The following is a 24,992-nucleotide window of genomic DNA, read 5'->3' as shown; positions in this document are numbered from 1 at the left end:
CGCGTCGCCCGCCCGCCCTTTGAGCTGGGCCCTCGCAGGTCCGGTCCAGCACTCGGTCCGCAGGCCGGTCCGGGAACGGCTACGAAACCACCGCCGGGTCCGCCGAATTGGCCACGCGCTCGGCGTTGCCGTCGTCGCCCATGGCGATCCCGCGCCGCTTGGACACGTACACCGCACCGACGATCACGGCGATCGAGACCACCGCGATGGCCACGCGCAGCCCGACGCTCTTGTCCTCGCCGTAGCTGAACTGGACGATTGCGGGCGCGATGAGCAGCGCGACGAGGTTCATCACCTTCAGCAGCGGGTTGATGGCCGGTCCCGCCGTGTCCTTGAACGGGTCGCCGACGGTGTCACCGATGACGGTCGCGGCATGGGCCTCGCTGCCCTTGCCACCGTGATGGCCGTCCTCGACGAGTTTCTTGGCGTTGTCCCACGCGCCACCGGAGTTGGCGAGGAACACCGCCATCAGCGTGCCCGTGCCGATCGCGCCCGCGAGATACGCGCCCAGCGCGCCGACCCCGAGCGTGAACCCGATCGCGATCGGCGCCAGGACGGCGAGCAGACCGGGCGTGGCCAGCTCCCGCAGGGCGTCCTTGGTGCAGATGTCGACGACCCGGCCGTACTGCGGCTGCTCGGTGTAGTCCATGATCCCGGGCCGCTCGCGGAACTGCCGCCGCACCTCGTAGACGACCGAACCGGCCGACCGCGCGACCGCGTTGATCGCCAGCCCCGAGAAGAGGAAGACGACCGCGGCGCCCGCGACGAGCCCGACCAGGTTGTTGGGCTGCGAGATGTCCATCATCAGGTTCATGGGCGCGCCTTCGCCGGAGACCTTCTCGCCGACGTCGTTCGCGGCCGTGAGGATCGCGTCGCGGTACGAGCCGAACAGCGCGGCGGCCGCGAGGACGGCCGTGGCGATGGCGATGCCCTTGGTGATGGCCTTGGTGGTGTTGCCGACGGCGTCCAGGTCGGTGAGCACCTGCGCGCCCGCGCCCTCGACGTCCCCGGACATCTCGGCGATGCCCTGGGCGTTGTCGGATACCGGGCCGAAGGTGTCCATGGCGACGATGACGCCGACCGTGGTCAGCAGGCCGGTGCCGGCCAGCGCCACCGCGAACAGCGCGAGCATGATCGACGTACCGCCGAGCAGGAACGCCCCGTAGACGCCGAGACCGATCAACAGCGCGGTGTAGACGGCCGATTCGAGTCCGATGGAGATACCGGCGAGGACGACGGTGGCCGCGCCGGTCAGCGAACTCTTGCCGATGTCCTTCACGGGACGCCGGGTGGTCTCGGTGAAGTAGCCGGTCAGCTGCTGGATCAGCGCGGCCAGCACGATACCGATGGCGACCGCGAGGACCGCGAGGACCCGCGGGTCGCCGTCGTGGCCGGCGATCGCCGTGTCCGTGACGCCTTCGAGGTCGGCGTACGACGACGGCAGGTAGGCGTAGACGGCAACGGCGACGAGGACCAGCGAGATCACCGCGGAGATGAAGAAGCCGCGGTTGATGGCCGACATTCCGCTGCGGTCGCTGCGGCGGGGTGCCACCGCGAAGATGCCGACCATCGCGGTGAGCACGCCGATCGCGGGCACGATCAGCGGGAACGCGAGCCCCGAGTCGCCGAACGCGGCCTTGCCGAGGATCAGCGCGGCGACCAGCGTCACGGCGTACGACTCGAAGAGGTCGGCCGCCATGCCCGCGCAGTCGCCGACGTTGTCGCCCACGTTGTCGGCGATGGTCGCGGCATTGCGCGGGTCGTCCTCCGGAATGCCCTGCTCGACCTTGCCGACCAGGTCGGCGCCTACGTCGGCGGCCTTGGTGAAGATGCCGCCTCCGACACGCATGAACATGGCGATGAGGGCGGCCCCGAGGCCGAAGCCCTCCAGCACCTTCGGCGCGTCGGCCGCGTAGACGAGGACCACGCAGGACGCGCCGAGGAGGCCGAGCCCCACCGTGAACATGCCGACGACGCCGCCGGTGCGAAATGCGATCTTCATCGCCTTGTGCGAAACGGCGGTGAGATCCTTTTCCGGCTCGCCTTCCGCCGGGGTCGCTTCCCGGGCGGCCGCGGCGACGCGCACATTGCTGCGCACGGCGAGCCACATACCGATATAGCCGGTGGCCGCCGAGAACGCCGCGCCGATCAAGAAGAAGACCGATCGTCCGGCGCGCTGATTCCAGTCGTCCGCGGGCAGCAGCATGAGCAGGAAGAACACGACGACCGCGAATACTCCGAGCGTGCGCAACTGTCGTGCCAGATAGGCGTTGGCGCCTTCCTGGATCGCCGTCGCGATCTTCTTCATGCTGTCGGTGCCCTCGCCCGCCGCGAGGACCTGGCGTACCAGGACCCCGGCGACGGCGAGCGCGGCCAGGGCGACGAAGCCGATCACCAGGACGATGATCCGGTTGTCGTCGGTCAGTACCGCGGCTGCGAAGTCCGTGGTCTGGTCAAACCTTTGAGGGGTAGAAAGCCCCGCCATTCGTCCTCCTTGACGCTTGGGCTGAGCTCAAGATGTGGACGGATTGTAGGGAGGAGATCCTGATCAAAACAGTGCGCGGCAAGCGGAATTGGCCTTCACATGCCCACCAGCAAATGATCCGCGCACAACCACGCTACTCGAAAGAAGTAACGCCTCAAAGGCATTGACGCTTGATCAATTATCGCGTGATTGATCGTGAATTCCTTCACGAATTCCGGTGTTCCGATGAACGGTGATCGGAATAAATGCCGGGAAAACGCGAAGGGCCCTGCTCAGCAGGGCCCTTCGCGGTACTACGTGAAGTTGAGAAGATCGGAGCGAGCAGGAGAACGATCAGGGCACCACGGCGACCGACGGTGTCGTCGGCCAGGTCATGCGGATCAGTCCGCCGTTCTCCCCGGCCGAGACCTCGACGTCGTCGACGAGACCGCTGATCACCGCGAGACCCATGTCGTCCTCCTCGATGTCGGCGTCCACGTCACCGCCGGCACCCGACGACCTGTCACCGGGCACCGCGTGCGGCGCCTCGTCGCCGACCTCGATGGAGAACTGCTTCTCCTCCTCGATCAGCGACACCTGCACCGGCGCCGAGATACCACTGCTCTGATGCAGTCCGACGGCACGGGTGCACGCCTCGCCGACGGCCAGCCTGACCTCGTCGAGAACGGCCTCGTCCACTCCGGCCCTGCGCGCCACCGCTGCCGCCACCAGTCGGGCGGTCCGGACGTGCTCGGGCAGCGCGCTGAAGCGGAGTTCAACGGTGGCCATGCATCCCCCTCGGAACTACGGGCGTGCGGTCGGAGGGCCGGGCCCACGGGCCCGGTCCCCCTCACTTGTCTCTTGCCGTACCGGGCGCATGGCCCGGGCGGGCACGATCAGTCGGTGGCCGCCACCGCTTCGTCGACCGAGGTGTGAATCGGGAACACCTTGGTCAGACCGGTGATGCGGAAGATCTTCAAAATCCGCTCCTGGTTGCACACCAGCCGCAGCGAGCCCTCATGGGCCCGTACGCGCTTCAGGCCGCCCACCAGCACGCCGAGCCCGGTGGAGTCGAGGAAGTCGACGCCCTCCATGTCGACGACGAGGTGGAAACTCCCGTCGTTGACCAGCTCGACCAGCTGCTCACGCAGCTTGGGCGCGGTATAAACGTCGATTTCGCCACCGACCTCGACGACCGTACGATCGCCGACAGTACGGGTCGACAGGGACAGGTCCACGGATCCTCCAGCACCTTGCTATCGAGCGTTCGCCCCTCGGGACACCTCGGCTTGAAAGCCCCCGGGACGGTTCGCCAGCCGCGATGGCATTCAATCACTTACCGGCAGGCGTGCACGACGCCTTGGCTCCATTGTCCGTCACGCCGGTGACACACTCGATGCCGATGGCCAAGAATCACCGATCCGATCGATCCCCGACGGACACCGCTTCCAGCCCCTCGCCGGGCACGGTCCTGGACCGGCTCGCCTCGGGGCCGAGCCGGGCTTCGCGCATCACTCATACGGAGCATGTGCCCCCACGTGCGGGCCGCCATGCCGTCTGGCCCGACCGGATCCGGCCGGAAGTGCTCGCCGCCGTACAGGCCGCCGGAATCGAACACCCCTGGGCCCACCAGGCACGCGTCGCCGAGCACGCGCTGGACGGCGAATCCGTCGTCGTCGCCACCGGAACCGCCTCCGGCAAGTCGCTGGCCTATCTCGTCCCGGTCCTGTCCCGCCTCCTGGACGGCTCCGAGGCCCCCAACGGCCGCGGCGCGACGGCGCTCTACCTGGCCCCCACCAAGGCCCTCGCGGCTGATCAACGCCGTTCTGTGAAGGAATTTTCACAACCTCTCGGAAACGCCGTCCGCCCGGCCGTGTACGACGGCGACACCCCCGTCGAGGAGCGCGAGTGGGTGCGCCAGTACGCCAACTACGTCCTCACCAACCCCGACATGCTGCACCGCGGCATCCTCCCGTCCCACCCCCGCTGGTCCTCCTTCCTGCGCGCCCTGAAGTACGTCGTCATCGACGAGTGCCACACCTACCGCGGCGTCTTCGGCTCCCACGTCGCCCACGTCCTGCGCCGCCTGCGCCGCCTGTGCGCCCGCTACGGCGCCGAACCCGTCTTCCTGCTGGCCTCCGCCACCGCCGCCGAGCCCTCGGTCGCCGCCCGCCGCCTCACCGGCCTCCCGGTCACCGAGGTCGCGGACGACGCCTCACCCCGCGGTGAACTGGTGTTCGCCCTCTGGGAGCCCCCACTCACCGAGCTCCACGGAGAGAAGGGCGCGCCGGTCCGGCGTACGGCGACCGCGGAGACGGCGGACCTGCTGACCGACCTGGTCGTACAGGGCGTGCGCTCCGTCGCCTTCGTCCGATCCCGGCGCGGCGCCGAGCTGATCTCCGTGATCGCCCAGGAACGCCTGGCCGAGGTCGACAGCTCCCTGGCCCGGCGTGTCGCCGCCTATCGCGGCGGTTACCTCCCCGAGGAACGCCGCGCCCTCGAACGCGCCCTCCACTCCGGCGAACTCCTCGGCCTCGCCGCCACCACCGCCCTCGAACTCGGCATCGACATCTCCGGCCTGGACGCCGTCCTCATCGCCGGCTACCCGGGCACCCGCGCCTCCCTGTGGCAGCAGGCCGGCCGCGCCGGACGCTCCGGCCAGGGCGCCCTCGCCGTCCTCGTCGCCCGTGACGACCCGCTGGACACGTTCCTGGTCCATCACCCCGAGGCCCTGTTCGACCAACCGGTGGAATCGACCGTCCTCGACCCCGACAACCCCTACGTCCTGGCCCCCCATCTCTGCGCCGCCGCCGCGGAACTGCCTCTCACGGACGAGGACCTCCCCCTGTTCGGGCCGGCCTGCGAGGACCTGCTGCCGCAGCTGGAGGCCGCGAAGCTGCTCCGCCGCCGCGCCAAGGCCTGGCACTGGACCCGCCGCGAGCGGGCCGCCGACCTCGCCGACATCCGGGGCCAGGGCGGCCGTCCCGTCCAGGTCGTCGAGACCGGCACGGGCCGGCTCCTCGGCACCGTCGACGCGGGCGCCGCCCACACGACCGTGCACGAGGGCGCGGTCCACCTGCACCAGGGCCGTACGTACCTGGTGCGCGAACTGGACCTGGACGACTCGGTCGCCCTCGTCGAACAGGCCGACCCGCCCTACTCGACCGTCGCCCGCGACACCACCGCCATCTCCGTCCTGGAGACCGACACCGAAGTCCCCTGGGGTGCCGGCCGCTTGTGCTACGGCTCCGTCGAAGTCACCAACCAGGTCGTCTCCTTCCTCCGTCGACGCCTCATCACCGGTGAGGTGCTCGGCGAGTCCAAACTCGACCTCCCTCCTCGTACCCTGCGCACCCGCGCGGTCTGGTGGACCGTCACCGAGGACCAGCTGGACGCGGCCCGGATCGGTCCCGAGATCCTCGGCGGCGCCCTCCACGCCGCCGAACACGCCTCGATCGGCATGCTGCCCCTCTTCGCGACCTGCGACCGCTGGGACATCGGCGGTGTCTCCGTCCCGCTCCACCCGGACACCCTGCTGCCGACCGTCTTCGTCTACGACGGCCACCCGGGCGGCGCGGGCTTCGCCGAGCGCGCCTTCCACACCGCACGCGCCTGGCTCACCGCCACCCGCCAGGCCATCGCCTCCTGCGAGTGCGACGCCGGCTGCCCGTCCTGCATCCAGTCCCCCAAGTGCGGCAACGGCAACGACCCCCTGCACAAACGCGGCGCCGTACGCCTGCTGACCGAACTGCTCCGGGCAGCCCCCGACACTCCGCCGGCGGACAGGACGCCTTGAGGCGCCGGGGCGGGTTGTCGCAGTTCGGAGGGATTACGGGGCGAGCTCTCGAAGCGGGACCCAGGACTACGGGCAAGGGATCGGAGCCGGAGCTTCGGGTCGAGGTTTCGGCGGCGGACCAGGAGTCCCCCGAGCGCCTTGCGGCGCCGCACGATGCGGGGCCCATGGCGGCCCGCAGGACCGCCCACGGCGTGGCCGACCGTCACGTCTCACCCGCGCGCCTTGCGGGGCGGCCTGTGCGCCCTTCAGCGGCTCTCCAGCCCTATCCTGGGCCTGCCGGGCCTGCCGGGGCCGGTGCGCCAGGTGCGAGCGGTGGACCCGCTCTGGCCCTGACCTCGGCGGTGAGTGGCCCCATGTCCGCGACCGCGGTCACGTCCGCGATCTCCCCCTCGACCTCGCAGCGCACGAGTCTGCCGCCCTGGGCCCCCACCACCCGTTCCGCCGTCGCGCAGGCCCCCGCACTGCCCTTCATCCAGTGATCGGCGGCGGCAAGGGCCCCGAGGTCGGCCGCCGCGGCAGCCTGATGCCGGATCACCACGGCCTGTCCGAAGGCGAGTACGGAACCGAACACGGCGCACAGCGCGGCGATCGCACCGACGGCCCAGACGGTCGCGGATCCCCTGTCCGACCGGACCGACCGGACCGGGCAGACGGACCGGGCAGCTCGCGGCTGCCCGCCGGACCAAGAGGACGTGCTCACCCGGCCCCCACCCCCTCCGTCGCGGCCGCCCCCACCGTCTCCTCCGCCAGCGCCACAGCCTCATGGCTCACGTCGATACCCAGCCCGTCCGGCCCCGGTACCGGAGCCGAAACCACGACCCGGACCAAGTCGCCCTCCCGGCGCACGCTCACCGCCGCCCCGTCCGGCGCCGCGTTCCGGGCGGTCGCGACGACCGTGGGCGACGGGTCCTGCCGGGCGGCCGCCCGCGCACCGGCCCGGGCGGCGTCCACGACCTGGATCTGCGCGCAGGCGGCGAACAGGCCCCACACGAGCGCCGACGCGACCAGCACCATCCCGGGCAGAACCATGGCCGCCTCGGCCGTCACGAACCCGCCGTCACCACCCAGCGCCCCACCACGCCGCCGCGGTGCCCGCAGCTCAAGCCCCGCCATTGAGGGCCCGCCCGACGATCTGCTGCAGTTCCTCCTGGACCTGCCCACTGGTCACCACTTTGTAGAGCACCGCGGCGAAGGCCACCGCCGCGATGATCCCGACCGCGTACTCGGAGGTCACCATGCCCGCGTCCCTCCGCGCCGCCCGCACCCGGCACATCAGGGCACACACGAACCACGTGCGGACCGCCTCCCCCGCCGCCTTGACGGACCCCGACGTCCTCGACGCCCGCGACGACTTCGACGACTTCGACGACTTCGACGACTTCGACGACTTCGACGACTTCGACGACTTCGACGAACTTTTCATCCCAACCCCCGTGAGGTTTCGTTGCTTGCTTGCCGATGGCCACCGACGGCCACACATTGCTGCTGATCACTACCGATCACCCATCACCACTGATCGCCGTCGCCGCTGACTCGGCGGTCGGCATCAGGCAGCACCCCCCAACAGCCCGTCCGCGAGTCCCATGACCACCGGCAGCACGCCCAGGGTGATGAAGGCAGGCAGGAAGCACAGCCCCACCGGTGCGGTGATCATCACGGCGGCCCGGCGGGCCCGCTCCGTCGCCGAGCGGCCCCGATCGGCACGGGCCTCGGCGGCGAGGCGGGCGACGGGGGACGCGGCCGGCACGCCGGACTCGTCGGCGCGTTCCAGCAGCCTCGCCAGTGCCCCGGCGCCGGGCAGGGACGCCAACCCGCGCCAGGCCTCGGCAGGCTCGCCCCCCAGCCGCGCCTCGGCGGCGCCCCTGGCCAGCCTCTCGCCCACCGAGCCGCCCAGGGCCTCCCCCACAGCCCTGGCGGCCGTCACAGGACTCGCCCCGGCCGTGATGCAGGCGGCCAGCAGGTCCGCGGCGAGCGGCAGTTGACGGGAGACCTCCGCCGCGTCGTACGCCTCCGCCGCGTCTCCGCCCAATCGCCGCGCCCTCCGCAGCCACAGCCAGGCCCCGACCCCGGCGGCCGGGCCCGCCACCAGTCCCAGGGCACCTCCGACGAACACCCACCCCGCGCAGACCGCTCCGGCGACCGGCAACCACCGCCGTGCGGCATCCCGGGGAACGAGGCTCCGCCCGGGCGGCCCGGCGCCGAGGGCCAGCACCACGGCCAGCCGAACCCGCAGCCTCCGTTCACGCCGCGCGATGTCGAGCGACCGGGCCAGCCACCACAGGCCACCGACCGCGCAGACGACCGTCCCCAGCCTGTGGACGACGTCGCCGCTCACGCCGCCTCAGCTCCCCGCACGATCCGCAGCGCCCACCACAGACCCGCGGCCTCCAGCACCGCCCCGACGAACAGACAGCCCAGCCCGGCCGGGCTGTGCAGCATCACGCGCAGGGGATCGGCGCCGAGCGCGGTACCCAGGAGAAGTCCCAGGACCGGGAGCCCGGCGAGCATCACCGCCGTCGAGCGGGCGCCGGCCAACTGGGCGCGCAGGTCGGCCCGCTGGTCCCGCTCGGCGCGCAGGGCGCTCTCCAGCCGGTCGAGTCCGGCGGCGAGGCCCGCGCCCCGGTCGACGGCCACCCGCCAGCACGCGGCGAGCCCCAGCAGCCCCTCGGCGCCCGGCTGCCGTGCCGCGTGCGCCAGGGCACCCGGCACGTCGCCGCCGAACCGTGCCGCCGCCAGCACCACCGCCTCGGCATCCCCCAGGCCTCCGGAGTCCCGAGCGGCCCGCGACAGCGCCGCACCCGGCTGCCGTCCGGCCCGCACCTCACCGGCGACCGCGGAGCACAGCGCGAGCACCGCATCGCCACGCCGCTGCCGGGCCCGGCTCTCCGCCGCCGCCCGCCGCGCCCGCCGCAGCACCGGCACAGCCGCCGCACCCGCGAGGACCGGCAGCACCGAGGCCCCCAGGACCGCGACCACCAGCCCGGCCACCAGCGCCCACCACTCGGCCCCCAGCCGCCGCACCCGGCCGGTCACCCGCGCCCAGGGCGGCGGCCCCATCGGTCCGCCTCCCGGCAGCAGCAACCGCGCCCTGCGGACCCCGGCACCACGTGTCTCGGCCGACACCCAGCCCGCCGCCCCGGCACAGGCCACGGCCACCATCCCGACCGACATCTCCCCGACCTCCGTCACCATCGCCCGCTCTTTTCCAGCCCGTTCGACCTGTCCGGTCCCTGCAGCCCGTCCGGGCCCCCGCCGCCTCCGCCGCGCAGCCCCTCCCGGATCAGCCCCCACAGGCGCTCCCAGCCCCGCTCGTGCACGAACGCTTCCGCGCCCCAGCGGAGCGCCGGCACGGTCACCACCAGTCCCGACTCGTCCCGCTCCAGCACATGCACCTCGGCGATCCGCCGCCGCCCGTCCCGGCCCCGCACGAGATGCAGGACCACCGACAAGGCGGCCGCCAACTGGCTGTGCAGCGCCGCCCGGTCGAGCCCGGCAGCCGTGCCGAGCGCCTCCAGCCGGGCCGGTACCTGGCCCGCGGCATTGGCGTGGAGCGTCCCGCAGCCGCCCTCGTGACCGGTGTTCAAGGCGGCGAGCAAGGACACGACCTCGGGGCCGCGCACCTCGCCGACCACCAGCCGATCCGGGCGCATGCGCAGCGCCTGACGTACCAGGTCCTGCAGTTCGACCAGGCCCACGCCCTCCTGGTTGGCCGGTCTGCCCTCCAGCCGCACCACATGCGGATGGTCGGGCCGCAGCTCCGCGGAGTCCTCGGCCAGCACGATCCGCTCGCCGGGGTCGACCAGGCCGAGCAACGCGCTCAGAAGCGTGGTCTTCCCGGTCCCGGTGCCACCGCTGATGACGTACGACAACCGGGAGCGGATCAGTGCCCGCAGGACGCGGTCGCCGCCGGGTGGCACCGTGCCCGCCCTGGTCAGTTCGGCGAGGGTGAAGGCTCGGGGCCGTACGACCCGCAGGGAGAGGCAGGTGGAACCGACGGCCACCGGTGGGAGCACCGCGTGGAGCCGGGTGCCGTCCGGGAGCCGGGCGTCCACCCACGGGCGGGCGTCGTCCAGTCGGCGCCCGGCGACGGCCGCCAGGCGCTGCGCGAGCCGTCGTACGGCGGCCGCGTCCGGGAAGGAGATCCCGGTCAGTTCCAGGCCGCCGCCCCGGTCCACCCACACCCGGTCCGGCGCCGACACCAGCACATCGGTGACCGACGCGTCGGCGAGCAGCGGTTCCAGCGGCCCGCTCCCCACCAGCTCCGACCGCAGCCGTTCGGCCGCTCCGAGCACCTCGGCGTCCCCGAGGACCCGTCCCCGTTCCCGCAGCGCCTGCGCGACCCGCGCGGGCGTCGGCTCGGCGCCGCTCTCGACGAGCCACTGACGCACCCCGTCCAACAGGCCGTCGTCGGGCATCCCGCTCATACGCCCCCACCGCCGACCGACGCCCATGGGCACGTCGGAGCCACCGGCGCTTCGCCGCCGCTCGGCAGGGACAGCCGCGGAGGTTCTCCGGGCATGTGTGTCACGCCGCCTCACCCCTGACCGCGACCCGCTCCCAGAAGCCCTCGCAGAAGCGCGCGAGCGGTCCGCGCGAGGCGCCGCCCGGCGGTCCGCCGCCGTCCGACAGACCGGCCTCGATGGGCACCTCGCCCGCGAGCGGAAGCTTCAGCAGGCGGGCCACCTCCAGGTCGCCCAGGCCAGGGGCGTACGGCCCGCGCACCGCCACACGGAGATCGCGCAGGACCATGCCGAAGGCCGCGGCGACACGGGAGGCGGCGGCGACGGCCCGCAGTTCGGCGGGGACGACCAGGAGAGCGAGGTCGAGCTGGGCGAGTACCTCGGCGACGCCTTCGTCGATGCGACGTGGCAGGTCGACGACGACCGCTCCCCCGCGCCGCCGACCCGCGGCGAGGACCGCTCGGACGGCCTGCGGCGGGACGGCGACGGCGTCGCCGCGGTCCCAGCTGAGAACGCGCAGGGAGTGCAGTTCGGGCAGCGACTCCTCCAGGGCGCCGCCGCCGACCCGGCCGCGCGAGGCGGCGAAGGCGGGCCAGCGCAGGCCGTCGGCGCTCTCGCCGCCCAGGAGCACGTCCAGGCCGCCGCCCAGTGGATCGGCGTCCACGAGAAGGGTGCGTGTGCCCCGCCGCGCCGAGGTGACGGCGAGGGCGCAGGCCAGAGTGGACGCGCCGGCCCCTCCTCGGCCGCCGACCACGCCGACGGTGAGCGCGGGCCGGCCGACGCCCTCCGCCACGTCGGCGATGCGGTCGACCAGCCACTGTTCGCCGTCGGGCAGCATCAGGACGTGGTCGGCGCCGATCTGCACGGCTCGTTGCCAGACACCGGAGTCGTCCTGGTCCTTGCCGACGAGGACGACTCCTCGTCGGCGCGCGGCACCGCGCAGCCGCCGTGCCGCGTCGTCCCCGACGAGCACCAGCGGCGCCGCCTCCCACCGGCCCCGGCCCTCCGGCACCCCGTGGTGGACCTCCGGCCGCGCTCCCGCCGCCGCGCACAGGCGCAACAGGTCGTCCAGCAGTTCCACGTCCTCGGTGACGATCAACGGCCTGCCCTGCCGCCCCTCGGCGGCGGGCGGCCGGTCGTCGGTGATGGCTCCCGCCATGTTTCCCAGTCCCTTCGCTGCATCGCCCCGGGCGCTCCGCGTGAGTGCGATCCGTGGGATCCCTGCGATCCGTGTGATCCGTCTCGCGGGCGCCCGTGGTCAAGTCCTGTGCGAGGACCGGTGATAGGCCGCCGTCCGGGCGGCCGGAGGAAACCGGCCCCGCGCATCCGGAAACGGAACCGGCCGTGAAGAGGCCGCCGTCGGGACGCGCTGGAATCACGGTGCGGCGATCTCGGAAATGATGTGGATCTTGGTCTAAATCTGTGGACAACTCGATCGCTGTGAATATCGCCGTCACCCGAACAGGCGACTCCGGGGCGACTTCCACAGCGCAGCCCACCGACTACGGACGGTGACATATCCTGCGGTGAGGCACAGGAAAGCCCACGAGCCAGGGAGAGGCTTCGCGGGCCGGGTCGCGGAGGGAGAAATGCATGCGGACATGCGACGACCCCCACCGGGGGGGGAGAGTGGGGGTCGTCTCCACGGCCGACTCGGGGGGGGAGGAGCCGGACCGCGTTAGCACGGTCGCGAACGATCCGTGACTTCCATGGTGTACCCGAGAGGCCTCTCAGGCAAACCCACGCGCCCCACACTAGCCCGAATGGCGGGCGCATATGCTCGGCCTCGTGGAAAACCACTCCTTGCCCCGTACAGCAGCCTTCTTTGACCTGGACAAGACGGTCATTGCGAAGTCGAGCACGCTCACGTTCAGCAAGTCGTTCTACCAAGGTGGCCTGATCAACCGCAGAGCCGCCCTGCGGACGGCGTACATCCAGTTCGTGTTCCTCGCGGGCGGCGCGGACCACGACCAGATGGAGCGGATGCGGAAGTACCTGTCAGCCCTGTGCCGGGGCTGGAACGTCCAGCAGGTGAAGGACATCGTCGCCGAGACCCTGCACGACCTGATCGACCCGATCATCTACGACGAGGCCGCCTCCCTCATCGAGGAGCACCACACCGCCGGACGCGACGTCGTCATCGTGTCCACCTCCGGCGCCGAGGTGGTCGAGCCGATCGGCGAGCTCCTCGGTGCGGACCGGGTGGTGGCGACCCGGATGGTCGTCGGCGACGACGGCTGTTTCACCGGCGAGGTGGAGTACTACGCCTACGGTCCGACCAAGGCCCAGGCGATCCTGGACCTGGCCGAGTCCGAGGAGTACGACCTCGCGCACTGCTACGCGTACAGCGACTCGGCGACCGACCTTCCGATGCTGGAGGCCGTGGGGCACCCCCACGCGGTGAACCCGGACCGGACCCTGCGCAGGGAGGCCCTCGCGCGCGGGTGGCCCATCCTCGACTTCCACCGCCCGGTGCGCCTCAAGCAGCGTCTGGCCGTACCGCCGCGCCCCGCCCTGCTCGCGGCCGCCGCCATAGGCGCCGCGGCGGCCACCGCGGGGCTCGTCTGGTACGCGAGCCGGCGCCGGGTGGCGACCGCCTGACCTGCTGCCCGCGCCGCCTGGGCCGATTCACGCTGTTTGAACCTAAAAGTAAAGAAGCACATCGAGGGGTTCCGCTTGTCCCGATCCTGGAGTAGAAAGGATTCAAGGCCCGCGAGACCAAAGGACATCCGAGAGGATCACCTTTAAAAACTCATTTTGGCCCCACGGACCTAGCATGAACACCAGGCACCCACGCGACGTCGACCCGTCGATTACGGGCCAGCCGCACCAGGTCACGGGCCATAGATCCCGGCCTGATGGGCATACATCGAGGACGCTTGGTAACCGGGTGAACATGCCAGCGGCGGTACGAATTCTCGTACCGCCGCAACCCTTTTCCGGGGGTTCTCCCCACCTTCTCCAGCAGTCGGATCCCCCGGCCTTCAGCCACCGCTATGCGGCTCCGCGTTGCAGCGCCTCGCACACCGCCGTCGACTCACGCGCGCCCAGTTCGACGGCCCGGCCGCAGTGGGCGATCCATGCGGCCATGCCCTCCGGAGTGCCGGAGACATAGCCGTCGAGGGCGCCGACATAGGCCGCGCGCCCGAGTTCCGCGTGGCCGACCTCCGCCGGGCACACCGACTTGGGGTCCAGCCCGCTGCCGATCAGGACGATGCGCTCGGCCGCGCGGGCGACGAGGCCGTTGTGGCTGCCGAAGGGACGCAGGGCGAGCAGTTCGCCGTGGACGACGGCGGCGGTCACCAGGGCAGGGGCCGAGCCGCCCCGGATGAGCAACTCGGAGAGGCCGTCGAGACGCCCGGCGACCTCGGCGGCACCCGGCAGGGAAAGCTCGATCAGGGGCTCGTCGACCGGCTCCCCGTCCTGTCGGGGCCGCCCCACGCGCGCGTCGTCATGACCGGCCGCCACCAGGTGCAGCCGCGCCAGCACCCGCAGGGGTGACTGCCGCCAGATGGACAGCAGCTGGCCCGCCTCGGCGGTCAGCCGCAGCGCGGCGCCCATGGCACGGGCCTCGTCGTCACCGTCCTGGCCGCTGAAGTCCGTGCGGCGGCGCACCTCTTCGAGGGCCCAGTCGGCGCCGGACAGCGCCGCCGAGCCGCGCGCGCCGCGCAGGGCCGCCTCGGAGGTGACCGCGTTGCTCCGGCGCCGCATGACGCGGTGGCCGTAGACGCGGTCGACGGCCTTGCGCACGGACTTTACGGACTCGGCCACGCCGGGAAGCTCTCCCAGGGCCGCGAGCGGATCGGCGGCCGCACCTGTCGTACTCATGAGTACGACAGTACGCGCACCGGGCGCCGACCCCTCGAAGGAGTGGTCTTCCATCACCACACGGACACCCACGGCACTCACGCCACTACCGTTAGTGAACATGAAAATTGCTTTCGTCGGGAAGGGCGGGAGTGGCAAGACCACGCTGTCCTCCCTGTTCATCCGCCACCTCGCCGCCTCCGGAGCCCCGGTCGTCGCCGTCGACGCCGACATCAACCAGCATCTGGGCGCCTCCCTCGGTCTCGACGAGTCGGAGGCCGCCGAACTGCCCGCGATGGGCGACCGGCTGGCACTGATCAAGAACCATCTGCGGGGCTCCAACCCCCGGATCGCCTCCGCCGAGACGATGATCAAGACCAGCCCGCCCGGCGACGGCTCGCGTCTGGTGCGGATCTGCGAGCCCAACGCCATCTACGACGCCTGCGCCCGCCCGGTGGAACTCGACGGCGGGGCCGTCCGTTTGATGGTCACCGGCCCCTTCACCGACGCCGACCTGGGGGTCGCCTGCTACCACTCCAAGACGGGTGCGGTGGAGCTGTTCCTGAACCACCTGGTGGACGGCCGCGACGAGTACGTGGTGGTCGACATGACGGCGGGTTCGGACTCCTTCGCGTCCGGCATGTTCACACGCTTCGACATGACGTTCCTCGTCGCCGAGCCGACACGGAGGGGGGTCTCCGTCTACCGCCAGTACAAGGAGTACGCCAGTGACTTCGGCGTCGCCCTGAAGGTCGTCGGCAACAAGGTGCGGGGCGACGACGACCTCGACTTCCTCCGTGCCGAGGTCGGCGACGACCTGCTGGTGTCCTTCGGGCACTCGGACTGGGTGCGCGCCCTGGAGAAGGGGCGCCCGCCCCGCTTCGAGCGCCTGGAGGCGCCCAACCGGGAGTCCCTGCGTACGTTGCACGAAGCCGCTGACGCCACGTACGAGCTGCGCGACTGGGAGCGCTACACCCGGCAGATGGCGCACTTCCACCTGAAGAACGCCACCAGTTGGGGCAACGAGAGGACCGGGTCCGATCTGGCCGCGCAGATCGACCCCGAGTTCGTACTCACCGAGGACGTCGCGGCCAGGGTCTGAGCCCCGACCGCCTGCTCGACACCGGCCCGAGCCCCTGCCCCGGCCGTGGTGCCGGGCTGCGGCCCCGGCCCGGCCCTGATCGCGACCCCGCTCAGCGCTTCGGATCGACCTCCGTCCCGTGCCCCTTCGGCTTGGCCGCCGGTGCGCCCGGAACCCCCTTCGGGGCCGGAGCCGGTCCGGCGGACAGGAAGCTCCTCCAGCCTCGCTTCGGCGCCTGACCGACCCCCAGGGTGCTCAGCCTGTCCAGGACCTCCGGGTCCTGGACGTCGAGCCAGTCGGCCAGTTGCCGGAAGGAGACGCAGCGCACGTCGGTCTTGCCGCAGACCGCCTCGATGGTCTCCTCGACAGCACGCATGTAGACGCCGCCGTTCCAGGACTCGAAGTGATTGCCGATGATCAGGGGCGCACGGTTGCCCTCATAGGCGCGCTCGAAGCCCGCGAGCAGACCGTCGCGGAACTGATCACCCCAGTGCTCCCGCCGGCCCGCCGCCCCGGCCCGGGCCCCGGACTGGTTCACATAGAAGTTGTAGTCCATGGTCAGCGTCTCGAAGTCGCGGCCCGGGACGGGGACCAGCTGCATCGACAGGTCCCACAGCCCGTCCTTCTTCTCGGGCCAGACCTGGTCCTTGACGCCGCTGGTGTCGTAGCGGAAGCCGAGTTCGCGGGCGGCGCGCATGAAGTTCGTCCGGCCCTCCAGACACGGCGTGCGGGCGCCGATCAGCTCCTTGTCGTAGTCGAAGGGCAGCGGCTCGGCCTCCTCGGTGCCGGTGTTGGTCTTCCACGCCTTCACGAACGACTTGGCCTGGGCGATCTCGCTCTTCCACTCCTCGGCCGACCACTCGCCGACCCCGCCGCCGGCACCGCAGAAGTGGCCGTTGAAGTGCGTGCCGATCTCGTTGCCCTCCAGCCACGCGCCCCGCAGCTGCTCCACGGTGTCCTTGATTCCGCGGACGTCGTTGAAGCCGATGTCAGAGCGGCCCGGAGAGTGCTGGGGCGGGCGGTACAGGTCCCGCTTCTCCTCCGGCAGCATGTACACGCCGCTGAGGAAGTAGGTCATGGTCGCGTTGTTGGCGCGCGCCACCTTGCGGAAGTGCGAGAAGAGCCGCTGGCTGTCCTCCCCCGCCCCGTCCCAGGAGAACACCACGAACTGCGGGGGCTTCTGACCGGGCTTCAGCCGGGCGGGCCTCGGGAGGTGTGGCTGCACACCGGTGTACGCGGTCGAGCCGTCGCCGATCAGACGGACCGCCGTCTTCGGCGGCGCCGGGACGCCCTCCTTCTTGGCGGACACCCCCTGTCGGCCCTCCTTCTCCGTTCTTCCGGTGCCCGGTGAACCGGTGGTGCCCGCCGGCTCGCCGATTCCGCATCCGGCGAGCGCCGCGGCACAGGTCGCGGCGAGCGTGACACCGGCGGCGATCCTCTGGGTGACGGCCATAGCTCCGCCCACCTTCTTCCTTCGCTCGGGAGCAGAGCAGCCAAGGTCACACAGAGTTCCGATCATGATTAATACGACAAGCCGACTAAATGCCTCATTCACCCTCGCGAGTGATCTAATGACCTATTTGCGGCTAATGTTCTTGCACATCCTTTACTCTGCATTACGATTCGTTTACTGAGCGTTGAGAATTCCCGCCACTGAAACGCCGTGCCCCACGGCCGCGACCCCCGCGACCGCGCAGCCCCGGAGGAGACGGGAGACCATGTCCGCCTGCGTCCCCACCCACGCCACCGACCCGGACCCGCACCGGACGGAGCGTGATCACCAACCGCACAGCCCCCCGAAGGGACCGCGCCGCCGGTTCCGTGTCGCGGCCGCCGATCTGTCGGCCTCCATCGCGGTCTTCCTGATCGCGCTCCCCCTGTCCCTGGGCATCGCCCTGGCCACCGACGCCCCGCTCCAGGCCGGTCTGGTCGCCGCCGCCGTCGGCGGTCTCGTCGCCGGGCGCCTGGGCGGCTCGCCTCTGCAGGTCAGCGGCCCGGCAGCCGGTCTGACCGTCGTCACCGCCGACCTGATCCACCAGTACGGCTGGCGCACCACCTGCGCCATCACCATCTTCGCCGGCCTCGCGCAGCTGGGCCTGGCCCAGCTGCGCGTGGCCCGCTCGGCACTCGCCGTCAGCCCCGCGATCGTGCACGGCATGCTCGCCGGCATCGGCGTCACCATCGCCGTCGCCCAGCTCCACATCGTGCTCGGCGGCACCCCGCAGAGCTCGGTCAGCGCCAACATCGGCGCCCTCCCCGCCCAGTTGGCTCATCTGCACCCCGCCGCGGTCTCCGTGAGCGTCCTCACCCTCGTCCTGCTGCTCGCCTGGCCCCACCTGCCCGGACGCCTCGGCCGGCGGCTGCGTACCGTCCCGGCCGCCCTCGTGGCCGTCGCGGGCGCCACGGCCACGGCCTCGCTCGCCGCACTGAGCCTGCCCAAGGTCGACCTCCCGTCGTGGCGGAGCCACGCCCTGGCCGGAGTGCCCGACGGGCCGGTGCTCGGCATCCTCGCCGCCGTCCTCACCACCACCCTGGTGTGCAGCGTGCAGTCCCTCCTCGGCGCCGTCGCCATGGACAAGCTGGCGGCGGGACGGACCGACGTGGGGCGCTCGGACCTCGACCGCGAGCTGCGCGGCCAGGGCGCGGCCAACGTCGTCTCCGGCATGCTCGGCGGCCTGCCCATCGCCGGTGTCGCCGTCCGCAGCACCGCCAACGTCCGCGCCGGCGCCACCAGCCGGCACTCCACGATGCTGCACGGCGTCTGGGTGGTGGCGGCCGCTCTGTTCCTGGTCCCCTACCTGGAGCTGATCCCGCTCGCCTCGCTCGCCGCCCTGGTGATGGCCGTCGGGGTCCAGATGGTCTCCCTGCACCACATCCGCACGGTCACCCGCCATCGCGAGGTGCTGGTCTACACCGTCACCACCTTCGGCGTCGTCGCCCTCGGGGTCCTGGAAGGCGTCGCACTGGGCATCGCGGTGGCCGTCGGCGTCGCCCTGCACCGCCTCACCCGCACGCGCATCACCCACGAGGAGAGGGAGGGAGCCCATCACGTCCATGTACGAGGACAGTTGACGTTCCTCGCCGTGCCCCGCCTCAGCCGGGCCCTGCACCAGGTCCCGCAGGGGGCCGCCGCCGTCGTGGAGCTGGACGGATCGTTCATGGACCACGCGGCGTACGAGTCGCTGCAGGACTGGCAGCACGCGCACCAGGCGCACGGGGGCTCCGTCGAGATCACCGGGCGCACCGGGATCCGTATCGCCGAACCCGCCGGCACCTCGGCGGCCGGCTGCCGCTGCAGGCCCTGGACACCGTGGCGCAACCACCAGTGCAAGGCCCCGGCCACTCCCACCGCGGGCACGCCGCAGGAGGTGGCGGCCGAAGGGCCGCGCGGTCATCAGCTGGCGCGTGGCATCAGCGCGTTCCAGCGGAACACCGCTCCCCTGGTCCGCGGTGAGCTGGCCCGGCTGGCGCGCGAGGGTCAGCAGCCCTCGCAGCTGTTCCTGACCTGCGCCGACTCCCGGCTCGTCACCTCGATGATCACCTCCAGCGGCCCCGGCGACCTCTTCGTCGTACGCAATGTCGGCAATCTCGTGCCGCTGCCCGGCGAGGAGAGCGGCGACGACTCGGTGGCGGCGGCGATCGAGTACGCGGTGGACGTGTTGCACGTCCGGTCCATCACGGTCTGCGGGCACTCCGGCTGCGGCGCGATGCAGGCCCTGCTCAAGACCGACCTGCACGGCGTCCAGACTCCCCTCAAGCGCTGGCTGCGGCACGGCCGGCCCAGCCTGGACCGTGCGACCGACAAGAACCGCCCCTGGGCCCGCCTGGCCAGCCGCGAACCGGCCGACGCCATCGAGCAGCTCTGCCTGACCAACGTCATCCAGCAGCTGGAACACCTGAGAGCCCACGACTCCGTCACCCGCGCACTGCGCGAGGGCGCGCTCGAACTGCACGGGATGTACTTCCACGTGGGCGAGGCGCAGGCGTATCTGCTCACCGAGGAGGCTCCGGACGGCGGCGTCTTCGACCGGGTCGCCGGGACGGCCGACCCGAACGGGACGGTTCTGCACGACACACGCGCGTGAACCGATCCCCGTCCGGGTCCGTGGGAACGGGTGGCGTCCTGGCCGCGGGGCCACCTGTCCACAGGTCTAAACCAATCAGAGGAAGGCCCTTGTCATCGAGGGTCCGGGTCTGATGAGCTGTGGCCTGGGACACAACGGTCGCCCCGGCAAAGCACCGTAAGGGAGATGTCGTGAGCAACGAAAGCCTGGCCAACCTCTTGAAGGAGGAGCGACGCTTCGCGCCGCCTGCCGACCTGGCCGAGAACGCCAACGTCACGGCGGAGGCGTACGAGCAGGCCAGGGCGGACAGGCTCGGCTTCTGGGCGGCGCAGGCCCGGCGGCTGACCTGGGCCAAGGAGCCGACCGAGACGCTGAACTGGTCGAATCCGCCGTTCGCCAAGTGGTTCGAGGACGGCGAACTCAACGTCGCGTACAACTGCGTCGACCGGCATGTCGAGGCCGGGAACGGCGACCGGGTCGCCATCCACTTCGAGGGCGAGCCCGGGGACAGCCGGGCCCTCACCTACGCGCAGTTGAAGGACGAGGTCAGCAAGGCGGCGAACGCCCTGCTGGAGCTCGGTGTCCGGGCCGGCGACCGGGTCGCGGTGTACCTGCCGATGATCCCGGAGGCGGCCGTGGCGATGCTCGCGTGCGCCCGGATCGGCGCCGCGCACTCCGTCGTGTTCGGCGGCTTCTCCGCCGACGCCCTCGCGACCCGTATCCAGGACGCGGACGCGCGCGTGGTCATCACCTCCGACGGCGGCTACCGGCGCGGCAAGCCCTCCGCTCTCAAGCCGGCCGTCGACGACGCGGCCGACCGCGCCGGCAACGTCGAGCACGTCCTCGTCGTCCGCCGCACCGGACAGGACGTCGCCTGGAACGACACGCGTGACGTGTGGTGGCACGAGATCGTCGACCGGCAGAGCACCGAGCACAGCCCGCAGGCGTTCGGGGCCGAGCACCCCCTGTTCATCCTGTACACGTCCGGCACGACGGGTAAGCCCAAGGGCATCCTGCACACCTCCGGCGGCTACCTCACCCAGACGTCGTACACCCACCACGCGGTCTTCGACCTCAAGCCGGAGACCGACGTCTACTGGTGCACGGCCGACGTCGGCTGGGTCACCGGCCACTCGTACATCGTCTACGGGCCGCTGGCGAACGGCGCGACGCAGGTCATGTACGAGGGCACGCCGGACACCCCGCACCAGGGCCGGTTCTGGGAGATCGTGCAGAAGTACGGGGTCACGATCCTCTACACGGCACCCACGGCGATCCGCACGTTCATGAAGTGGGGCGACGACATCCCCGCGAAGTTCGATCTCAGCAGCCTGCGGGTGCTCGGCTCGGTCGGTGAGCCCATCAACCCCGAGGCGTGGATCTGGTACCGCAAGCACATCGGCGCCGACGCGACGCCGATCGTGGACACCTGGTGGCAGACCGAGACCGGCGCGATGATGATCTCCCCGCTGCCGGGCGTGACGGCGACCAAGCCGGGCTCGGCGCAGACGCCGCTGCCGGGCATCTCTGCCACGGTCGTGGACGACGAGGCCCGGGAGGTCCCGGACGGCGGTGGCGGCTACCTGGTCCTGACCGAGCCGTGGCCGTCGATGCTGCGCACCATCTGGGGTGACGACCAGCGGTTCCTCGACACGTACTGGTCACGGTTCGAGGGCAAGTACTTCGCCGGTGACGGGGCGAAGAAGGACGACGACGGGGACATCTGGCTCCTCGGGCGCGTCGACGACGTGATGCTCGTGTCGGGCCACAACATCTCGACGACCGAGGTGGAGTCCGCGCTCGTGTCGCACCCCTCCGTGGCCGAGGCGGCCGTGGTCGGAGCGGCCGACGAGACCACCGGTCAGGCGATCGTGGCGTTCGTGATCCTGCGCGGCACGGCGAACGCCGAGGACGAGGGCCTCGTCGCCGACCTGCGCAACCACGTCGGCGCCACCCTCGGGCCGATCGCCAAGCCCAAGCGCATCCTGCCGGTGCAGGAGCTGCCGAAGACGCGCTCCGGGAAGATCATGCGGCGTCTGCTGCGGGACGTGGCGGAGAACAGGCAGCTCGGTGACGTCACCACGCTGACCGACTCCACGGTGATGGACCTGATCCAGGCCAAGCTGCCGGCGGCGCCGAGCGAGGACTGACCCCGGCGCAGGACCGTGAAGGCACGACCATGAGGGGCACCCCGCGACGAGCGCGCGGGGTGCCCTTTAGCTAAGCTAAAGAACAGGTGTGCCGGGAAGTCTGGTCGGCGAGTGATTTCGTGCTGTCCCCGACCGGAGGTCCCCGCCGTGGCCGCGTCCCGCACCACCCCCACCCGTAAGGTTCTCGGCCGGCTCTCCCTGCCCGAGCGGACCTTCGTGGCGGACGCGCTGCGCACCGAGACCGTCGGCGGCTGTCTGCTGCTCCTGGCCGCGGTGACCGCGCTGGTCTGGGTCAACGTCCCCGCGCTGCACGACAGCTACGCGAGCGTCAGCGACTTCCACTTCGGTCCCGCGGCGCTCGGTCTCCACCTGTCGGTGGCGCACTGGGCGGCGGACGGCCTGCTTGCGGTCTTCTTCTTCGTCGCCGGCATCGAACTCAAGCGCGAACTGGTCGCCGGTGACCTCAAGGACCCGAGGACGGCCGCGCTCCCCGTGGTCGCCGCGCTGTGCGGCATGGCCGTGCCCGCGCTCGTCTACACCCTCACCAGCCTCGCCGGCGGCGGCTCGCTGTCCGGTTGGGCGGTGCCCACGGCGACCGACATCGCCTTCGCGCTGGCCGTGCTCGCCGTCATCGGCACCTCCCTGCCGAACGCGCTGCGGGCCTTCCTGCTCACCCTCGCCGTCGTCGACGACCTGTGCGCGATCCTGATCATCGCGGTGTTCTTCACCGACGGCCTCGACTTCGCCGCCCTCGGCGGCGCGTTCGCCGGCCTCGCCGTCTTCTGGCTGCTGCTCAGGAAGGGCGTGCGCGGCTGGTACGTCTATGTGCCGCTCGCGCTCGTCATCTGGGCGCTGATGTACAACAGCGGCGTGCACGCCACCATCGCCGGGGTCGCGATGGGGCTGATGCTGCGGTGCACCCGGCGCGAGGACGAGGAGCGCTCCCCCGGCGAACACATCGAGCACCTCGTGCGCCCCCTGTCCGCCGGTGTGGCGGTGCCGCTGTTCGCCCTGTTCAGTGCGGGTGTCGCGGTCTCCGGAGATGCGCTGGGGAAGGTCTTCACCCAGCCGGAGACGCTCGGGGTGGTGCTCGGGCTGGTCGTCGGCAAGGCGGTCGGGATCTTCGGCGGGACCTGGCTGACCGCCCGGTTCACCCGGGCTTCCCTCTCCGAGGACCTGGTGTGGCCGGACGTCTTCGCGGTCGCCTCCCTCGCGGGGATCGGTTTCACCGTGTCGCTGCTCATCGGTGAACTGGCCTTCGAGGGCGACCGGGTGCTCACCGACGGCGTCAAGGCGGCCGTCCTCATCGGCTCGCTCGTCGCTGCGGTCCTGGCGAGCGTGCTGCTGAAGATGAGGAACGCGAAGTACCAGGCGCTGTGGGCCGCGGAGGAGCGCGACGACGACCAGGACGGCATCCCGGACATCTACGAACAGGACGACCCGGAGTACCACCTGCGCATGGCAGCGATCTACGAACGCAAGGCCGCCGAGCACCGCAGGCTTGCCGAAGTGGCGGGCGGGGCAGGCGACGGCGACGACGGTCCGGCATGATCTGACAGGACCGTAGACAGGACCGTACAAACGCATATGAGGGAGACCCCGATGAGCGCACCCGACGGCAGCCCGGTCGGAGCCGAACGCAGTGTCGGCCAGCTGTTCGCCTCGGCGACGGCCGAGATGTCCGCGCTGGTGCACGACGAGATCGCGCTGGCCAAGGCCCAGCTCAGGCAGGACGTCAAGCGCGGGGTGATCGGCGGCGGGGCGTTCACCGCGGCCGGCGCGGTGCTGCTTTTCTCCCTGCCGATGCTGAGCTTCGCCCTGGCGTACGGCATCCGCACCTGGAGCGAGTGGAACCTGGCGATCTGCTTCCTGCTGTCGTTCGCGGCGAACGTCGTGATCGCCGTCGTGCTGACGCTCATCGGCGTGGTCTTCTCGAAGAAGGCCAAGAAGGGCCAGGGCCCGCAGAAGGTCGCCGCCTCCATGAAGGAGACGGCGGGTGTGCTGCAGAACGCCAAGCCCCACCCCCGTCGGGCCGCCCCGGCCGACGGCGCCGTCGAGGCTGTGGCACGCTCGACGTCATGACCGACCCCGCGACCGCCCCGGCCGCCCTCTCGAATCAGCCCGCGTCTCCCGTACGGCTCGACGTGCCCGGCGCCAAGGAGCTGATCCACCGGGACGTGGCCGCCAACGGCGCGCGTTTCCACATCGCGGAGGTGGGCGACGGGCCGCTCGTGCTGCTGCTGCACGGCTTCCCGCAGTTCTGGTGGACCTGGCGGCACCAGCTGGTCGCGCTCGCCGACGCGGGCTTCCGGGCCGTGGCGATGGACCTGCGGGGGGTCGGCGGCAGCGACCGCACACCGCGGGGCTACGACCCCGCGAACCTCGCCCTGGACATCACCGGGGTCGTCCGTTCCCTCGGCGAGCCCGATGCCGCGCTGGTCGGCCACGACCTGGGCGGTTACCTGGCGTGGACGGCCGCCGTGATGCGTCCCAAGCTCGTCCGGCGGCTCGCGGTGTCCTCGATGCCGCACCCGCGGCGGTGGCGGTCGGCGATGCTCTCGGACGTCAAGCAGACGTCCGCGGGTTCCTACATCTGGGGGTTCCAGCGGCCCTGGATCCCCGAGCGTCAACTCACCGCCGACGACGGCGCCCTGGTCGGCCGGCTGATCCGGGACTGGTCGGGGCCGCGCCTGCCGGATGACGAGGCGGTGGAGACGTATCAGCGGGCGATGTGCATCCCGTCGACGGCCCACTGCTCGATCGAGCCCTACCGGTGGATGGTGCGCTCCCTGGCCCGCCCGGACGGCATCCAGTTCAACCGCCGGATGAAGCGCCCGGTCCGGGTGCCCACCCTCCATCTGCACGGTTCACTCGACCCGGTGATGCGGACGCGCAGCGCGGCCGGATCCGGGGAGTACGTCGAAGCGCCGTACCGCTGGCGGCTGTTCGACGGGCTGGGGCACTTCCCGCACGAGGAGGACCCGGTGGCGTTCTCGGCCGAGCTCATCAACTGGCTGAAGGACCCCGAGCCCGACCGGTGAACCGTGGCTCGTGAGCCCCGCGCGGACCTCCCGCCACCCCCGATGTGAACTGCTGTTCTACAAAGAGCTACATGCCCGGCGCATAGGCCAATTGGGGGGCGTGGGGGCGGTTATGGACCTTGGGGCGGG

At 71.4% G+C, this 24,992-nt stretch carries 21 protein-coding genes; 9 read left to right on the top strand and 12 right to left on the bottom strand.

Annotated elements, in window-relative coordinates; translation table 11 throughout:
• Positions 1-79: 79 nt before the first annotated feature.
• The 3 genes from ACFU5F_RS34550 to bldG form a co-directional block, all read right to left on the bottom strand.
• Positions 80-2,485 (bottom strand): sodium-translocating pyrophosphatase, encoded by a 2,406-nt coding sequence (locus tag ACFU5F_RS34550; RefSeq protein ID WP_383896071.1) that lies wholly within the window; start codon positions 2,483-2,485, stop codon positions 80-82.
• Positions 2,486-2,818: 333 nt separating this feature from the next.
• The gene (locus tag ACFU5F_RS34545) at positions 2,819-3,253 is read right to left on the bottom strand and encodes an ATP-binding protein (protein WP_383896068.1); all 435 of its coding nucleotides are present in this window, start codon (positions 3,251-3,253) and stop codon (positions 2,819-2,821) included.
• 107 nt (positions 3,254-3,360) lie between these two features.
• Entirely contained in the window at positions 3,361-3,702 is a 342-nt protein-coding gene (gene bldG / locus ACFU5F_RS34540) for an anti-sigma factor antagonist BldG (protein WP_005475923.1), read from the bottom strand.
• Positions 3,703-3,785: 83 nt separating this feature from the next.
• Between bldG and ACFU5F_RS34535 the strand changes: the two genes are divergently transcribed.
• Positions 3,786-6,260 (top strand): DEAD/DEAH box helicase, encoded by a 2,475-nt coding sequence (locus ACFU5F_RS34535; protein ID WP_383896065.1) that lies wholly within the window; start codon positions 3,786-3,788, stop codon positions 6,258-6,260.
• A gap of 262 nt (positions 6,261-6,522) precedes the next feature.
• Here ACFU5F_RS34535 and ACFU5F_RS34530 read toward each other — a convergent pair whose 3' ends face one another.
• From ACFU5F_RS34530 to ACFU5F_RS34520, 3 genes are read right to left on the bottom strand one after another with little or no spacing between them, the layout of a single operon-like run.
• Complete coding sequence (locus ACFU5F_RS34530; RefSeq protein ID WP_383896063.1) at positions 6,523-6,960, bottom strand: Rv3654c family TadE-like protein; 438 nt, start codon at positions 6,958-6,960, stop codon at positions 6,523-6,525.
• Positions 6,957-7,373 (bottom strand): TadE family type IV pilus minor pilin, encoded by a 417-nt coding sequence (locus ACFU5F_RS34525; protein ID WP_383896060.1) that lies wholly within the window; start codon positions 7,371-7,373, stop codon positions 6,957-6,959. Before ACFU5F_RS34525 ends, ACFU5F_RS34530 begins: the two co-directional genes overlap by 4 nt.
• Entirely contained in the window at positions 7,360-7,533 is a 174-nt protein-coding gene (locus ACFU5F_RS34520) for a DUF4244 domain-containing protein (RefSeq protein WP_199845522.1), read from the bottom strand. The genes ACFU5F_RS34525 and ACFU5F_RS34520 overlap by 14 nt, the downstream gene beginning before the upstream one ends.
• Here ACFU5F_RS34520 and ACFU5F_RS34515 point away from each other — a divergent pair.
• Complete coding sequence (locus tag ACFU5F_RS34515; RefSeq protein WP_383896073.1) at positions 7,496-7,792, top strand: hypothetical protein; 297 nt, start codon at positions 7,496-7,498, stop codon at positions 7,790-7,792. The genes ACFU5F_RS34520 and ACFU5F_RS34515 overlap by 38 nt on opposite strands.
• A 14-nt stretch (positions 7,793-7,806) precedes the next feature.
• On the opposite strand, the gene ACFU5F_RS34510 is transcribed toward ACFU5F_RS34515, so the two are convergent.
• The 4 genes from ACFU5F_RS34510 to ssd all read right to left on the bottom strand — a co-directional run bounded on the left by ACFU5F_RS34510 (position 7,807) and on the right by ssd (position 11,879).
• Complete coding sequence (locus ACFU5F_RS34510) at positions 7,807-8,595, bottom strand: type II secretion system F family protein (RefSeq protein ID WP_383896057.1); 789 nt, start codon at positions 8,593-8,595, stop codon at positions 7,807-7,809.
• On the bottom strand, positions 8,592-9,452 hold the full coding sequence (locus ACFU5F_RS34505) for a type II secretion system F family protein (protein ID WP_383896054.1): 861 nt from the start codon (positions 9,450-9,452) through the stop codon (positions 8,592-8,594). Before ACFU5F_RS34505 ends, ACFU5F_RS34510 begins: the two co-directional genes overlap by 4 nt.
• The gene (locus ACFU5F_RS34500; RefSeq protein WP_383896052.1) at positions 9,446-10,684 is read right to left on the bottom strand and encodes a TadA family conjugal transfer-associated ATPase; all 1,239 of its coding nucleotides are present in this window, start codon (positions 10,682-10,684) and stop codon (positions 9,446-9,448) included. The genes ACFU5F_RS34505 and ACFU5F_RS34500 overlap by 7 nt, the downstream gene beginning before the upstream one ends.
• Positions 10,685-10,784: 100 nt before the next feature.
• Positions 10,785-11,879: a septum site-determining protein Ssd gene (gene ssd / locus ACFU5F_RS34495; RefSeq protein ID WP_383896049.1), complete on the bottom strand. Its 1,095-nt coding sequence runs from the start codon at positions 11,877-11,879 to the stop codon at positions 10,785-10,787.
• Positions 11,880-12,496: 617 nt separating this feature from the next.
• Between ssd and ACFU5F_RS34490 the strand changes: the two genes are divergently transcribed.
• Complete coding sequence (locus ACFU5F_RS34490; protein WP_383896046.1) at positions 12,497-13,321, top strand: HAD family hydrolase; 825 nt, start codon at positions 12,497-12,499, stop codon at positions 13,319-13,321.
• Positions 13,322-13,714: 393 nt separating this feature from the next.
• On the opposite strand, the gene ACFU5F_RS34485 is transcribed toward ACFU5F_RS34490, so the two are convergent.
• Positions 13,715-14,548 (bottom strand): oxidoreductase, encoded by an 834-nt coding sequence (locus ACFU5F_RS34485; protein ID WP_383896043.1) that lies wholly within the window; start codon positions 14,546-14,548, stop codon positions 13,715-13,717.
• 100 nt (positions 14,549-14,648) lie between these two features.
• On the opposite strand from ACFU5F_RS34485, the gene ACFU5F_RS34480 reads away from it, so the two are divergent.
• A complete protein-coding gene (locus ACFU5F_RS34480) occupies positions 14,649-15,629 on the top strand; it encodes an ATP-binding protein (protein WP_383896040.1) in 981 nt (326 codons plus the stop codon).
• A gap of 91 nt (positions 15,630-15,720) precedes the next feature.
• On the opposite strand, the gene ACFU5F_RS34475 is transcribed toward ACFU5F_RS34480, so the two are convergent.
• A complete protein-coding gene (locus ACFU5F_RS34475; protein WP_383896038.1) occupies positions 15,721-17,061 on the bottom strand; it encodes a hypothetical protein in 1,341 nt (446 codons plus the stop codon).
• Positions 17,062-17,326: 265 nt separating this feature from the next.
• Here ACFU5F_RS34475 and ACFU5F_RS34470 point away from each other — a divergent pair, with 265 nt between their 5' ends.
• From ACFU5F_RS34470 to ACFU5F_RS34450, 5 genes are all read left to right on the top strand, one after another.
• Entirely contained in the window at positions 17,327-19,693 is a 2,367-nt protein-coding gene (locus tag ACFU5F_RS34470) for a SulP family inorganic anion transporter (protein WP_383896035.1), read from the top strand.
• A 170-nt stretch (positions 19,694-19,863) separates the two neighbouring features.
• Positions 19,864-21,822, top strand: a complete 1,959-nt coding sequence (gene acs / locus ACFU5F_RS34465; protein ID WP_383896032.1) for an acetate--CoA ligase — start codon at positions 19,864-19,866, stop codon at positions 21,820-21,822.
• 147 nt (positions 21,823-21,969) lie between these two features.
• A complete protein-coding gene (gene nhaA, locus ACFU5F_RS34460; RefSeq protein WP_383896029.1) occupies positions 21,970-23,373 on the top strand; it encodes a Na+/H+ antiporter NhaA in 1,404 nt (467 codons plus the stop codon).
• Between the two features lie 51 nt (positions 23,374-23,424).
• Positions 23,425-23,904, top strand: a complete 480-nt coding sequence (locus tag ACFU5F_RS34455) for a phage holin family protein (protein ID WP_383896027.1) — start codon at positions 23,425-23,427, stop codon at positions 23,902-23,904.
• Positions 23,901-24,863, top strand: a complete 963-nt coding sequence (locus tag ACFU5F_RS34450; RefSeq protein ID WP_383896024.1) for an alpha/beta fold hydrolase — start codon at positions 23,901-23,903, stop codon at positions 24,861-24,863. Before ACFU5F_RS34455 ends, ACFU5F_RS34450 begins: the two co-directional genes overlap by 4 nt.
• The last annotated feature ends 129 nt before the right edge of the window (positions 24,864-24,992 follow it).

Origin of the sequence: Streptomyces sp. NPDC057438 (assembly GCF_042802995.1) — a bacterium.
GTDB lineage: Bacteria > Actinomycetota > Actinomycetes > Streptomycetales > Streptomycetaceae > Streptomyces.
Note: the sequence above shows the minus strand (reverse complement) of the source record. Positions and strands in the feature narration are given on the sequence as shown.